The organism is Streptomyces sp. NPDC096105 (genome assembly GCF_044763335.1).
Lineage (GTDB): Bacteria > Actinomycetota > Actinomycetes > Streptomycetales > Streptomycetaceae > Streptomyces.
The window spans coordinates 364379-377906 of the sequence record NZ_JBIWGC010000006.1; the positions used below are offsets into that span (position 1 = coordinate 364379).

A 13528-nucleotide genomic window follows, 5' to 3' on the forward strand; every position below is an offset into this window, starting at 1 on the left:
ACCAAGCCGGGCCAACGGGCGTTGCCGGGCAGAACGCCCGCGCCGACCGTTGGATGCCCCTTGCCCAGGTTCAGTGTCATTGTCCCCGCGTACCAGGTCCAGGCGTATCTGCGCGAGTGCCTGGAGTCGGTGCTGACCCAGTCGTACCCGGACCTCGAACTGATCGCCGTGGACGACTGCTCGCCGGACGCCTGCGGAGCGGTGATCGACGAGTTCGCGGCCCGCGACCCGCGGGTGCGGCCGGTGCACCTGCCGGCCAACGCCGGCCTGGGCCCCGCCCGCAACGCGGGCATGGCCCGCGCGACCGGCGACTACCTGGTGTTCCTGGACGGCGACGACACCCTCACCCCGGACGCGCTGCTCGCCGTCGCCGACCGGCTGAAGGAGACCGGCGACCCGGACGTCCTGGTCTACGACTACGCCCGCGCCTACTGGACCGGCGAGACCGTGCGCAACCAGGTCGCCGCCCAGCTGACCGAGCACGGTCCGGCGCCGTTCACCCTCGCCGACCGGCCGGGGCTGCTCACCCTGCTCGCGGTCGCCTGGAACAAGGCGTACCGGCGGGACTTCGTCGAGCGCGCCGGGTTCACCTTCCCGCCCGGCTACTACGAGGACACCCCGTGGACGTACCCGGTGCTGATGACGGCGGGGACGATCGCCACCCTCGACCGGGTCTGCGTGCACTACCGGCAGCGGCGCGCCGGCGGCATCCTGCACACCACCAGCGAGCGTCACTTCGAGGTCTTCGGCCAGTACGACCGGGTCTTCGCCCACCTCGACGAGCACCCCGCCCTGGAGCGCTGGCGGCCGGTGCTGTTCCGCCGCATGGTCGACCACCTGCTGACCGTGTACACCCGCCCGGACCGGCTGCCGCGCGGCTCCCGCGCCGCCTTCCTGCGCCGGGCCCGCGACCAGTACCGCCGCCACCGCACGCCCGGCGCGCCCGTCCCCGCCCGCGCCCGGGTGCGGCACGCGCTGGTCCGGTTCGGGCTGCACCGCACCTACCGCGCCCTGCGGCTGGCCGCGGCCCTGGGCCGCCGCGCGGGCCGGCTCCGCCGCCGGTCGCTGCGCGGACTGCGCCGCGTCCTGCTGCGCGCCCACCACCGCGTGCAGCGGCTGCTCCCGCTGGACACCGGCCGCGTCCTGTTCACCGTCGAGGACGACGGCGGCTACGGCGGCGACCCGGCCGCCCTGGAGTCCGCGGTGCGCGACCACGCGCCGCACGTCCGCACCGCCTGGGCGACCCGTCCCGAGCTGCACCACACCCTGCCCACCGCCACCCGCCGGCTGGTGCCCGGCACCGCCGCCCATCTCACCGCGCTCGCCCGCAGCGCGTACGTGGTGACCGACCGCGTGCTCGTGCCCGGACTGGTCAAGCGCCCGGGGCAGATCCTGGTGCACACCCCGCCCGGCACCCCGCTGGCGTACGCGGGGCTCGACCTCCAGGACCGGCCGGCGGCGGCCCGCTCCACCGACTTCGCCCGGCTGCTGGAGGGCGTCGACCGGTGGGACCACGTCGTCACCGGCGACCGCCACTCCACGCTCACCTACGAGCGGGTGCTGCCCGGCCGCTACACGACCCTGGAGTACGGCAGGCCGCGCACCGACCGGTTCCACACCGCGACCGCGGCCGACGTGGCCGTGCTGCGGGACTCCCTGGGCGTCCCCGCGGGCGCGGTGGCGATCCTGTACGCGCCCGCGCCCCGCGACTACCGCCGCACCCCGCTGCGCCTGCTCGGCCTGGAGCGCGTGGTGCGCCGGCTCGGCCCCCGCTTCGTGATCCTGTCCCGCGCCGGGCGGCCGCACGACGAGCCGCTGGAGGCCGCCTCCGACCGGGTGGTGGACGTGAGCGCCCACCCCGACCTGATGGCGCTCTGCCTGGCCTCGGACGCCCTGGTCACCGATTTCTCCCCGCTGATGTGCGACTACGCGGGCCTGGACCGACCGATCGTGCTGCACGCCGAGGACCGGGAGGCGTACGCGGCGGCCCGCGGCCTGTACGTCGACCCGTGGACCTTCCCGCCGGGCGCGGTCGCGGACAGTGAGGACGAGCTGATCGAGATCTTCGCCGGGGGCCGCTGGTGCGGGCCCCGCGCGACGCGGCTGCGGGCGGCGTTCCGGGACCGCTTCTGCCCGCACGACGACGGCCGCGCCGCCGAGCGGGTGGTGCGCACGGTGCTGCTCGGGGAGTTCGCGGAGCCGCTGTCCGTCCCGCCGGAGCGGCGGCGCCCGGTGCCGGCGGCCGCCACCGCGCCGCAGACCCCCGTGGTGTCGCTGCCGCCGCAGCCGGCGGTCTTCTGACCGTCACCGACCCCGTCCGCCCGTCGTTGGCCCCACTGGGAGTACGCGTGTCCCCCGGCTCGTCACGGCCCGCCCCGGCCCGGCCGCCCGCGCGGCGGCCGGCGGGACGGCCCGGGCGGCGGCCCGCCCGCTGAGCGGCCGCCGCCACGCCCTCGTCAACGGAAAGAGCAGAATGCCCCGCTTCAGCATCATCGTCCCGTCCCATGGGGTCGCAGGTCGGCTGGGCCAGGCGCTGGACTCGGTCCTCGCCCAGTCGTTCGGAGACTTCGAGCTCATCCCGGTCTGCGACGCGGCCGGGTCCCCGGCGGCCGGGGTGGCCGACGGGCACGCCGAGCGGGACTCGCGGGTGGCGCCCGTGCACGCGCCGCCGTCACAGGGACTGGCGGGTGCGCGCAACGCGGGCGTGCGGGCGGCGACCGGGACGTATCTGCTCTTCCTCGACGGGGACGACGTGCTGGTGCCGGGCGCGCTGGCGGCCCTGGAAGCGCGGCTGGCGGAGACCGGCCCGGTCGACGTGCTGCCCTGCGAGCACGAGCGGGTCCCCTGGTGGGAGGGCGAGACCACCCGTCCGGTGGCGCCGCTGCTGGAGAGCGCCCCGTCCGGCGCCTTCGCCCCCGCCCGCGCCCCGCACCTCACCGGGGTGCGGCTGCCCGCGTGGAGCGCCGCCTGGCGCCGCGCCTTCGTCACCGAGCACGGACTGGCCTTCCCTCCCGGGTACTTCACCGACGTCGGCTGGTGCGGGCGGGCGCTGCTGCGCGCGGAGCGGGTGGCGGTCTCCCGCCGGGTGCTGGTGCGGCACCGGGCGCGCCGCCAGGGCGACCGGCTGCGGCTGCCCGGACCGCACCACGCGGACCTGCTGGACCAGGCGGAGCGGGTGCTTCAGGAGGCCGCCGCGCTGGGCCTGCCGCCCGAGCGGTCGGGGCCGCTGTTCGAGCAGCTCTTCGCGGCCGTGCTGAAGACCGCCGCGCACCCCCGGCGGCTGCCGTCCGGGCGCCGGGAGTTCTTCCACCGGGCGAGCGCCCTGTACCGCCGTCACCGCCCCGCCGGGTACCGGCCGCCGGGCGGCAGCCTGGGCGTGCAGCACCGGCTGCTGGCGGCAGGGTCGTACGAGGCGTTCGCCACCGTGCGCGACACCCGGCGCGCGGCCGGCCGGGCGGCGGCCGCGCTGCCCCGGCCCCATGGCCTGCGCACCCGGCTGCACTACGGCCTCCAGCTGCGCCGCCCGCTCGACCCGGACCTCGTCGTGTACTGCGCGTACTGGGGCCGGGGCTACGCCTGCAACCCGGCCGCGATCCACGCCAGGGCCCGCGCCCTCGCCCCGCATCTGCGGGGCGTGTTCCTGGTGGAGGCCGACCAGGCGCACACCGTGCCCGACGACGTGGAGTACGCGGTCCTCGGCAGCCGGCGCGCCTGGGAGCTGCTCGCCCGTGCCACGTACCTGGTCAACAACGCCAACTTCGCGGAAGGCGTGGTCAAACGCCCCGGCAGCGTGCACCTGCAGACCCAGCACGGCACCCCGCTGAAGACGATGGGCGTGGACCAGTCGACGTACCCGGTGGTCGCCGCCGCCACCGGCAGCTTCACCAAGCTGCTCGGGCGGGTGGACCGCTGGGACTACAACCTCTCCTCCAACCCGCACTCCACCCGCGTCTGGGAGCGCGCCTTCCCGGGCTCCTACGAGCATCTGGAGTACGGCTATCCGCGCAACGACGTGTATGTGACGGCCGGCGCCGACGACGTGGCCCGGGTCCGTGCCGAGCTGGGCGTCCCCGAGGGCGCGCGGGCCGTGCTGTACGCGCCGACGCACCGCGACCACCGCACCGGCTTCGAGCCGGGGCTCGACCTGGAGGCGTTCTGCGAGGCGGCCGGCGAGGACGTGGTGGTGCTGCTGCGCGCGCACTACTTCTACGACCGGGGCGGGCCCGGGGGCGGCGGACGGACCGGCCGGGTCATCGATGTGTCCGCGCACCGCTCCTCGGAGGACGTGTGCCTGGCCGCGGACGCCCTGGTCACGGACTACTCGTCGATCATGTTCGACTACGCCAACCTGGACCGCCCGATCGTGGTCCACGCCGACGACTGGGAGGTGTACCGGGAGACGCGGGGCGTGTGCTTCGACCTGATGGCCGCCCCGCCGGGCCGGGTCACCCGCACGCCTCAGGAGCTGGCCCGGGTGTTCCGCGACGGCTCGTACGCGGACGAGGAGTCGGCGGCGCTGCGGGCGGCGTTCCGGGAGCGGTTCTGCCCGTTCGACGACGGGCGGGCCGCCGAGCGGGTGGTGCGCCGGGTGCTGCTCGGCGAGCCGCCCGAGGCCCTGCCGCCCGTGATCCCGCTCGCGGAGCGCGTCCCCGCCCCCGCGGCCGTCCCCCTGGTGAGGAGCTGACGTGCCCCGCTTCAGCGTCATCGTCCCCGTCCACCACGTGCAGGGCTATCTGCACGCCTGTCTCGACTCGGTGCTCGGGCAGTCGTACCGCGACCTCGAGCTGATCGCCGTCGACGACCGCTCCCCCGACGGCTGCGGGCGGATCCTCGACGACTACGCGGCCCGCGACGAGCGGGTCCGGGTGCTGCACCTGCCGGAGAACGTGGGCCTCGGCCGGGCCCGCAACGCCGGGATGCCGCACGCGGCCGGCGACTACCTGCTCTTCCTGGACAGCGACGACACCCTCACCCCGGGCGCCCTGCGCGCGCTGGCGGACCGCCTCGACGAGACCGGCGACCCGGACGTGCTGGTCTTCGACTACGCCCGCACGTACTGGTGGGGCGGCACCCGCCGCAACGTCCTCGCCCATGTGCTGGCCGAGGCCGCCGGGAGCACCTTCACGGCCGCCGAACGGCCGGAGATCCTCGACCTGCTGATGGTGGTGTGGAACAAGGCCTACCGCCGCGACTTCGTCGAGCGGGAGGGCTTCGCCTTCCCGCCCGGTTACTACGAGGACACGCCCTGGACCTTCCCGGTGCTGCTCAGCGCGGAGCGCATCGCCACCCTGGACCGGATCTGCCTGTACTACCGGCAGCGCCGCCAGGGGAACATCCTGTCCACCACCAGCCGCAAGCACTTCGACGTGCACGAGCAGTACGCGCGGGTGTTCCGGTTCGTCGACGCCCGTCCGGCGCTGGCGCACTGGCGGCCGTTCCTGCACGCCAAGATGGGCGAGCACTGTCTCGACATCCTGTCCAAGCCGGACCGGCTGCCGCCGTCGGACCGGGCCGAGTTCTTCCGCCGCACGGCGGAGATGTTCCACGCGCACCGCCCGCCGGGCGTGCGCGTCCCCGCCGAACTGCGGGAGCTGGAGGGCGGTTACGCCGGGTACGTGCTGCGCCGGAGGGTCCGGCGGACCGGGCGGGAGCTGCGGTGCCGGGCCGGGCAGACCCGGGCGGCGACGGCGGCGCGGGCGGTGCGCGCCCGGTCGCTGCTGCGCCGCCCGCTGGACCCGGACCTCGCCGTGTACTCGGCGTTCTCGCACCGCGGGATGCTCGGCGACCCGGCGGCCGTCCACCGCGCGGCCCGTGAACTCGCCCCGCACATCAGGGGCGTGTGGGTGGTCGCCGACGAGGAGCGGGCCGCGGCGCTGCCGCCGGGCATCCCGTACGTGCTGCCGGACACGCCGGAGTACCGCCGGGTGACCGAGCGGGCCACGTACTTCGTCAACAACGTCAACTGGTCGGGCACGCTGGTCAAACGGCCCGGCAGCGTGCACGTCCACACCCACCACGGCACCCCGCTGAAGTACGCGGGCGCCGATCTGCTGGGCAAGCCGGGCGCGCGGCTGCACTTCGACGTGCCGCAGATGCTGCGCCGGGCCGACCGCTGGGACCACGTCCTGGTCGCCAACCGCCACTCCGAGCTGGTGTGGGAGCGGGCCTTCCCCTGTCACTTCACCGCGCTGCGGTCGGGCTCCCCGCGCAACGACGTCCTGGTGCGCGGGGACGAGGAGCGCGCCCGCGCGACGCGGGAGCGGCTCGGCGTCCCGGAGGGCGACACGGTGGTGCTGTACGCGCCGACCCGCCGGGACTACCGCAGGGACGGGCTGGTGGAGCGGATCGACCTGGCCCGGTTCGCCGCCGACCTGGGCGAGGGCCGCACCCTGGTGGTCCGGCTGCACCCCACGCTGGCCGACGGCCCGGCCCGGGGCCTCGGCCTGTCGGAGCTGCACCGGCGGGGCGTGCTGGTGGACGCCACCGACGAGCCGGAGGTGCAGGACGTGCTGCTCGCGGCCGACGTCCTGGTCACCGACTACTCGTCCGTGATGTTCGACTACGCCCTGCTGGACCGGCCGATCGTGGTGCACGCCGACGACTGGGACGCCTTCCGGGCGAGCCGGGGCGCGTACCTGGACGTCACGGCTCGGGCGCCGGGCCATGTGACGCGCTCCTACCGGGAGCTGGCGTGGCTGTTCGCGTCGGGGACCTGGGCGGACGAGGAGTCGGCGCGGCTGCGGGCGGCGTTCCGGGAGCGGTTCTGCGAGTACGACGACGGGCGGGCCGCCGAGCGGGTGGTGCGCACGCTGATGCTGGGCGAGCCGATGCCCGAACCCGCCGCCGGTCCCGGCCGGCTGCCCGCCCAGCCCGCCGTCCGCGACCTGCTGGCCCCGTCGTGAGGCCGCGCACCTGGGTGCTGCTGCTGGCCGCCCTGTTCGCGCTGATGCAGCTCGCCACCGTGGAGGGCCGCGACACCCCCGACTCCAAGAACTACGTGTCGTACGCGCTGAGTCTGAGCGGTGCGGACAAGCGGGAGGCGGCGACCGCCACCATCGACCACTACTGCGCGGGGAAGGCGGCGATGGCGCACCGCGCGCAGAACGTGGACGTGGTGCGCTTCCACGCCCCGGATCCCGCGCCGCGGGTCATGGAGGAGTGCCGGGAGCGGGAGTGGCGGCAGGTGGAGGCGCGGCTGGCGGCCGGGGGGGCCGGCGGGCACACCGTGCCGTTCATGCCGGAGCGGTTCATGCGGATCTTCGAGGTGCGGCCCGGCTACCCGGTGGTCCTGGTTCCCTTCCTCGCCCTGCTCGGGGTGACCTGGGGGGTGTGGGCGGCGGGCGTGGTGATCACCTGCGCGGGCGGGGTGCTCGCGTACCTGGTGCTGCGCGCGCTGGCCGCCCCGGTGCCGCTCGCGCTCACCGGGATGGCGCTGTACCTCGTCCTGCCGTGCGGGACGACGGCGATGCGTCCGATGACGGAGGGGCTGATGCTGGCCCTCACCCTGGCCGCGCTGTGGGGCTGCGCCCTGGTGCTGGGCGGGACGAGACCCCGGGCGGGACTGGCGCTGGCGGGCGGGGCGCTGCTCGCGCTGTTCACGGTGAAGCACTCCCAGGCGCTGTTCCTCGGGGCCTGCCTGGCGGGCGCGGGCGCCGCGGTCGCCGTACGCCGGCGGTGGCGGGGGCTGCCGTCGGGGCGCGGCCCCGCGGCGCTCGCGGTGGCGGGGTGCGCGGGGGCGGCCGGTACGGTGCTGCTGGCCCGGCTGCTGGACTACCCGTCGACGTCGGACAGCGTGCAGGACCTGCTCACCGGCCACTTCGCCCGGCCCGACCGGGAGCGTCCGTGGGCGGAGTTCTTCCAGCTCCAGGGCAACTTCTGGATGGAGTGGGCGCGCCGGCAGCTGTGGGAGCCGCTGTTCCTGGCGGCGCTGGCGGCGGGCGCGCTGGGGGCGCGGCGGCGGCCGGCGTTCGGCGCCTTCCTGGCCGCGGCGGCCTGCACGGGGTTCCTCAACCAGGCGGGGCACCCGGACATCAACATCTGGGGCGACCGGCTGATCACGCTGGCCTGGCTGCTGCCGGTGCTGGGGGTGCCGTTGCTGCTGGAGCCGGTGCCGCGGCGGGCGGTGGTGCCCGCGCGGGGTGCGCCCATGGAGCCGGTGAGCTGACCGGGTGTCACTCGAAGCGGTGATGGCAGGTCAAGCCCGGGCGGCGGGCGGGAACATTGGGCGAATGCCCCGAATGCCCCTTTCTCCTCGCGTCCGATGAGCGCCGGCGTCCTCGTCCGGCGCCGCACGGTGGACGGCGCCACGGCGCTGCGCGGCGGCGGGTCCTGGCGCCCGACGCCGTACCAGTGCGCCGGCTTCCTGTTCTTCGTGGTGATGTCCCTGGCGTTCTGGCGGGTGCCGCTGTGCTGCGACGCCGGGCAGCACGCGGCGGTCGTGGAGCGCCTCAAGGACGACCTGCTGCGTCCCCGGCACCCGATGGCGGACCTGCCGGGCGCGGGCAGCCCGTACTACTCGCCGTACGCGGTGGCGCAGGGCGTGTTCGCCCGGCTGACCGGGCTGGGCGGCTGGGAGGTGCTGCGGCTCACCGGGCCGCTGAACCTGCTGGTGCTGCTCACGGGCCTGGGCCGCTTCGTGCGGGTGCTGACCCCGCGCCCCTGGGCGCCGGTGCTGGCGCTGGCCGCGATGACCCTGCTGTGGGGGGTGGAGCGCGCCTGGTGGAGCGGCTACCTGAACCTGATGTCGATGACGGGCAACCTGCCGTACCCGTCGGCGTTCGCGATCGGGCTGGCCTTCTGGGCGTGGGCGCTGACCGGCGCGCGGGCCCGGGACGCGCGGGCCGTGCGGTGTCCGGGCCCGGGCGGCCTGCGCCCGCTGTCCGGGTACGCGGGCCTGGGGCTGCTGTACGGGCTGATCCTGCTGGTGCACCCGATCACCGCGGTCGCGGCGGCGCTGGGGGCGCTGGCCCTGGTCGCCGGGTGGCAGCGGGGGTGGTCGGCGGCGCCGGCCGGGCGCTGGGCGCTGACCGGCGCGGTGGCGCTGACGGCGGCGGCCTGCTGGCCGTACTTCGACGTGTTCGCGCTGGCCGGGGACAGCAGCGTGGACGCGATGCACCGGCGGCTGTACCTGGACCTGGCCGGCCAGTTCGGGCTGGCGCTGCTCGGACTGCCCGCCCTGTGGCTGCGGGCGCGGCGTTCGCGGCGCGACCCGCTGGTGCTGATGTTCGTCCTGGACTGCCTGGTCGTGGCGTACGGCTGGGTGAGCGGCCACTACACCCACGGGCGGGCCCTGGGGCTGACGCTGGTGCCGCTGCAGCTCGCCCTGGCGGTGGAGCTGGCGGCGCCCCGCCCGTGGCCGGTGTGGCGGCGGCTGCTGGGCGGGGCCGCGGCGGCGGGGGCGTGCGCCGGGTTCCTGACCGTGCACGCCGGGGCGGTGGTGCCGCCGGCGGCGGACCCGGTCGGTTTCCGCCGGCCCCCGGACTGGCCCGCGTACGACTGGGCCGCGCGGCACGTCGCCCCGGGCGAGGTGGTGATCGCCGACGGCTACTACGCCGTCCACGCAATCGCCGGGTACGGGCCGAACCTGGCCGCCCCCGCCTGGCCGGACGCCTCGCTGGACGAACGGGAGCGGCTGCGGCGGCTGGCCGATGTGCGCGCGTACCTGGATCCCGCCTCGACCCGCGCCCTGCGGGACACGGTGGTCCGCCGCTACGGGGTGCGCTGGCTGCTCCTCACCCGGCACCAGCGGGTGCCCGAGGAGGCCGTGGTGGTGGCCTGGAGCCGGCGCACCGGCGAGGTGCTGGCGCGGGTCGGGGGCGGGCGGCGGGACTACTCGATGACGAGCTCGACCGGGATGTTGCCGCGGGTGGCGTTGGAGTAGGGGCAGACCTGGTGGGCCTGCTCGACCAGCGTGCGGCCGGTCTCCTCGTCGAGGCTGTCGGGCAGCTCGACGCGGAGCGTCACGGTGAGCGCGAAGCCCTCGCCCTGCTTGCCGATGCCGACCTCGGCGGTCACCGCGGCCTCGCTGACGTCCACCTTCGCGGCGCGGCCGACGGCGCCGAGGGCGCTGCCGAAGCATGCCGCGTAGCCGGCGGCGAAGAGCTGCTCCGGGTTGGTGCCCTTGCCGTCGCCGCCCAGCTCCTTGGGGGCGCTCAGGCCGACGTCCAGCTTGCCGTCGGAGGTGACGGCGCGGCCCTCGCGACCGTGGGTGGCGGTGGCGACTGCGGTGTAGAGCGCGTCCATGGGGGACACCTTTCCTTTCGGCGGGTGACCGGCCGGATCGCGGGGACCCGGCCTTCGTGCGCTCAAGTAGAGCACACAATTCAGTTGTGCACAATGAAATGGCTCGCACGGCGTTACCCTGGACGCATGACAGCGACACCCAGCCCCTCCCCGGCGACGGACGCGCCGGCCGTCTCGGACGACTGGCTCCGGCTCGACCAGCAGATCTGCTTCAGCCTCAACTCGGCCGTCCGCGCCTTCAACGGCGTCTACCGGGTGGTGCTGAAGGACCTCGGCCTCACCTACCCGCAGTACCTCGTCATGCTGGTGCTGTGGGAGGACGGCACGCTGCCGGTGAAACGGCTCGGCGAGCGCCTGCGCCTGGACTCCGGCACCCTGTCCCCGCTGCTCAAGCGGCTGGAGGCGGCCGGTCTCGTGCACCGGGAGCGCAGCGCGCGCGACGAGCGGTCCGTCGAGGTGCGGCTCACCGAGGAGGGCGCCGCGCTGCGCGACAGGGCCGCGCGGGTGCCGCGCCGGATCGCCGCCGCCACCGGGCTGCGGGCCGAGGAGATGCGCGCTCTCGGCGCCACCCTCGCCGGCCTCACCGCCGCGCTGGACCGGGCGGCCGCCGAAGAGGCCTGACGCCCGCGGGGACGCCCTCGGAATGCGGAAACCCACGGGGCGGGCGACGTTGTAGAGGACCCCTGCAGCGCGCCCCGAGGATGCCATGCGCCCCGACCCCGTTCCGGCCGACGCCGTCTCCGTCGTCGTCATAGGCCACGACGACGCCGCCCATGTGGCCGACGCGGTGCGCTCCGCGCTGGGGCAGGGGCCCGCCGTGCGGGAGGTCGTCGCCGTGGACGACTGCTCGACGGACGGCAGCGCCGCCCTGCTGGAGCGGCTGGCCGCCGGCGAGCCCCGGCTGCGGGTGATCCGGCTGCCGGTCAACAGCGGCGGCTGCGGCACCCCGCGCAACACCGGGCTGGACGCGGTGGCCACCCCGTACGTGATGTTCCTGGACAGCGACGACGTGCTGCCGCCCGGCGCCGTGGATGCGCTGCTGGCCGCCGCGCGGGAGACGGACGCGCAGGTCACGGGCGGTCTGTGCGTACGCCGCGAGCTGCCCTCGGGCCGTGAGGTGCCGTGTGAGCCGGCTCTGTACGCCGCCCCCGCCGTCCTCGCCCGCCCGGCCGGCCGCCCCCGCCTGGTCCACGACACCCTCAGCGTCAACAAGCTGTACGCCACGGCCTTCCTGCGCGCGCACGGCATCCGGTTCCCCGACGGCCGCTTCCCCTACGAGGACATCGTGTTCACCGCCCGGGTGTGGGCCGCAGCGCCGCGCGTCGCCCTGGTCCCGGACCGGGTCTACGTCTGGCACGTGCGCCGCTCCGCGCGGCGGCTGTCGATCTCGCTGGACCGCGCGGGCATCGACAACTGGCGCGCCCGCACGCACGCCTGCCGCACCGCCCACGCGACCCTGCTGGACGCCGGGGAAAAACGGCTGGCGCGCGCCGTCCGGGCCAAGTTCCTCGACCACGACCTGCGCATGTACGTCCGTGAGCTGCCGCTGCGCGACGAGGCGTACCGCCGTCAGTGGTGGGCGCACACCCGTGGCCACCTCGCCGAGTACGACGCCGCCGACCGGTCGGGCGACCCGGCCGCCCCCGGCCCGCTCCTCGCGCGGGTGCTGCTGGCCTCTCCCGAGCCGCGCGACCTGCCGCGCCTGCGCGAGCTGGCCGCCCGCCCGGCCCGGCTGTGTCCGCCGTACGCCCGGACGGCCGACGGCACGCCCTGCTGGTCGGCGGAGCTGCCCGGGGTCACCCTGGAGTCCCTGCCCGACCGCCCCGTCCGGCTGCTGCCGCTCGCCGTGGACGCGGAGCTGCGTCCCCGCGCCCGTCTGCTGCGGCTGCGCCTGCACGAGCTGTACGGCGCGGTCGCGCGGGCCGGTCCGGTGGACGCGCAGGTGGAGTGGCGCCACCGGGACCGCGCGGGCGCGGCGCTGCGCCGCACGGTGCCGCTGCGGCCGTCCGCCGACGGCGTCTGGACCGCCGAGGCGCCCGTCCCGCTGGAGCGGCTGGCGGCCCTCGGCGCGGGCGCCTGGGACCTGCGGCTGCGGCTGCGCTTCCGCGGCGGCGCGGCCCGGACCGTCTCGGCCCACGCCCTCACCGGTCCCGGCCCGCTGCGCCCCCGCGCCGTCCCGAGCCGCCGGTACGGCCTGGTCCTCGTCCGCCCCTACGCCACCCACGGGGGCGCGCTGGCCCTGCGGGTGGCGGCCGGGGCGCACGGCGTCGGCCGGGTGCTGGCCGGACGGCTGCGGCGGCCGGCGCCGTGGACCGGGCCGCCCTTCAGAGGGTCTTGAGGGCCTGGGCGGTCGCGCGGGCGAGACCGTCCAGGTAGCCCTTGGGCGGTTTCGGGCCGCGGATGACGACCGAGCGCCAGTACAGCGGGCCGGAGATCAGGTCGAGGGCCAGGGTGTGGTCCGCGCCGGTGCTGATCTCGCCCCGCTCCTGGGCCGCCGTGACGATGCCCCTGGCGACCCCGTCCTGGCCCTCGCGCAGGGCCTTCTGCACGGCCTCGGCGATGTCGGGGTTGCGGGCGGCCTCGGCCTGGAGGTCGGGGAGGATCTGCGAGGCGACAGGGTGGCGCAGGGCGCGCGAGCTGACCTCGTAGAGCAGCCGCAGGTCGCCCTCCAGGGAGCCGGTGTCCGGAGCGGGCAGGCCCTGGACGGCGAGCGCGGACACCACGTCGAGCACGACGTGCAGCTTGGAGCGCCAGCGGCGGTACACGGCGGTCTTGCCGACGCCCGCGCGGCGCGCGATGCCCTCGATCGACATGCGGGCGTAGCCGACGGCGGCGAGCTCCTCGTAGACGGCCGCCCGGATGGCCTCCGTGACGTCCTCGCGCAGGACGGCGGCCCCGGCGGGAGCCCGGCGGCGCGGTCGCGGCTCGGGCGCGTCGGCGTTCGTCATGCGCTCCAGCATAGGCCGCTCGCGTAGCGACGATACGGTTGCGTTCCGACGCACATTCGACCTACGCTCGTCGTCACGACGATACGGTCCCGTTCCGACGCCGGACTCGTTGCACCCACCCCCCTCCTAGCGAAAGCAGCGGATGTGAGTCAGGCACTCCACACACCGCCCGCCGCGTCGGCGCGCCCGGAACCGGCCGAGACCGACCTCGCGGCCCTCGCCGCCCGGCACGGTCTCACGGTCAGCGGCGCCCGTCCGTCCCTCGGCGCGTACGTCCGTCAGCTGTGGGGACGGCGGCACTTCATCCTGGCCTTCTCGCAGGCCAAGCTGACCGCCCA

9 protein-coding genes and 1 pseudogene are annotated in these 13528 nt (G+C 76.0%); 8 read left to right on the plus strand and 2 right to left on the minus strand.

The genetic code is table 11. The features are described from left to right. Nucleotides 1-60 precede the first annotated feature (60 nt). From ACIQ8B_RS13515 to ACIQ8B_RS13535, 5 genes are all read left to right on the plus strand, one after another. Nucleotides 61-2301 carry a CDP-glycerol glycerophosphotransferase family protein gene (locus ACIQ8B_RS13515; protein WP_403546768.1) on the plus strand — a complete coding sequence of 747 codons (2241 nt, stop codon included), beginning with the start codon at nucleotides 61-63 and terminating at the stop codon, nucleotides 2299-2301. A gap of 172 nt (nucleotides 2302-2473) precedes the next feature. Beyond that, complete coding sequence (locus tag ACIQ8B_RS13520; protein ID WP_403546769.1) at nucleotides 2474-4684, plus strand: CDP-glycerol glycerophosphotransferase family protein; 2211 nt, start codon at nucleotides 2474-2476, stop codon at nucleotides 4682-4684. A 1-nt stretch (nucleotide 4685) separates the two neighbouring features. After that, nucleotides 4686-6902: a CDP-glycerol glycerophosphotransferase family protein gene (locus tag ACIQ8B_RS13525; protein WP_403546770.1), complete on the plus strand. Its 2217-nt coding sequence runs from the start codon at nucleotides 4686-4688 to the stop codon at nucleotides 6900-6902. Continuing rightward, on the plus strand, nucleotides 6899-8164 hold the full coding sequence (locus tag ACIQ8B_RS13530; protein ID WP_403546771.1) for a hypothetical protein: 1266 nt from the start codon (nucleotides 6899-6901) through the stop codon (nucleotides 8162-8164). Before ACIQ8B_RS13525 ends, ACIQ8B_RS13530 begins: the two co-directional genes overlap by 4 nt. 96 nt (nucleotides 8165-8260) lie before the next feature. Then, a complete protein-coding gene (locus tag ACIQ8B_RS13535; protein WP_403546772.1) occupies nucleotides 8261-9880 on the plus strand; it encodes a hypothetical protein in 1620 nt (539 codons plus the stop codon). Here ACIQ8B_RS13535 and ACIQ8B_RS13540 read toward each other — a convergent pair. After that, nucleotides 9829-10242, minus strand: a complete 414-nt coding sequence (locus ACIQ8B_RS13540) for an organic hydroperoxide resistance protein (RefSeq protein WP_106413961.1) — start codon at nucleotides 10240-10242, stop codon at nucleotides 9829-9831. The two genes, ACIQ8B_RS13535 and ACIQ8B_RS13540, sit on opposite strands and share 52 nt — an antisense overlap. A gap of 126 nt (nucleotides 10243-10368) precedes the next feature. Between ACIQ8B_RS13540 and ACIQ8B_RS13545 the strand changes: the two genes are divergently transcribed. After that, the gene (locus ACIQ8B_RS13545) at nucleotides 10369-10863 is read left to right on the plus strand and encodes a MarR family winged helix-turn-helix transcriptional regulator (RefSeq protein WP_290007067.1); all 495 of its coding nucleotides are present in this window, start codon (nucleotides 10369-10371) and stop codon (nucleotides 10861-10863) included. Between the two features lie 85 nt (nucleotides 10864-10948). Continuing rightward, nucleotides 10949-12580 (plus strand): glycosyltransferase, encoded by a 1632-nt coding sequence (locus ACIQ8B_RS13550; RefSeq protein ID WP_403546773.1) that lies wholly within the window; start codon nucleotides 10949-10951, stop codon nucleotides 12578-12580. Here the strand turns inward: ACIQ8B_RS13550 and ACIQ8B_RS13555 are convergent. Beyond that, nucleotides 12567-13202, minus strand: a complete 636-nt coding sequence (locus ACIQ8B_RS13555; protein ID WP_290007070.1) for a TetR/AcrR family transcriptional regulator — start codon at nucleotides 13200-13202, stop codon at nucleotides 12567-12569. The two genes, ACIQ8B_RS13550 and ACIQ8B_RS13555, sit on opposite strands and share 14 nt — an antisense overlap. A gap of 132 nt (nucleotides 13203-13334) precedes the next feature. Here ACIQ8B_RS13555 and ACIQ8B_RS13560 point away from each other — a divergent pair. Further along, nucleotides 13335-13528: pseudogene (locus ACIQ8B_RS13560) on the plus strand (ABC transporter permease); the annotation flags it as partial.

Coding starts and splice junctions, on each gene's coding strand:
- ACIQ8B_RS13555 (WP_290007070.1), bottom strand. CDS start 13,202: ATGCTGGAGCGCATGACGAACGCCGACGCGCCCGAGCCGCGACCGCGC.
- ACIQ8B_RS13545 (WP_290007067.1), top strand. CDS start 10,369: ATGACAGCGACACCCAGCCCCTCCCCGGCGACGGACGCGCCGGCCGTC.
- ACIQ8B_RS13540 (WP_106413961.1), bottom strand. CDS start 10,242: ATGGACGCGCTCTACACCGCAGTCGCCACCGCCACCCACGGTCGCGAG.
- ACIQ8B_RS13535 (WP_403546772.1), top strand. CDS start 8,261: ATGAGCGCCGGCGTCCTCGTCCGGCGCCGCACGGTGGACGGCGCCACG.
- ACIQ8B_RS13550 (WP_403546773.1), top strand. CDS start 10,949: ATGCGCCCCGACCCCGTTCCGGCCGACGCCGTCTCCGTCGTCGTCATA.
- ACIQ8B_RS13520 (WP_403546769.1), top strand. CDS start 2,474: ATGCCCCGCTTCAGCATCATCGTCCCGTCCCATGGGGTCGCAGGTCGG.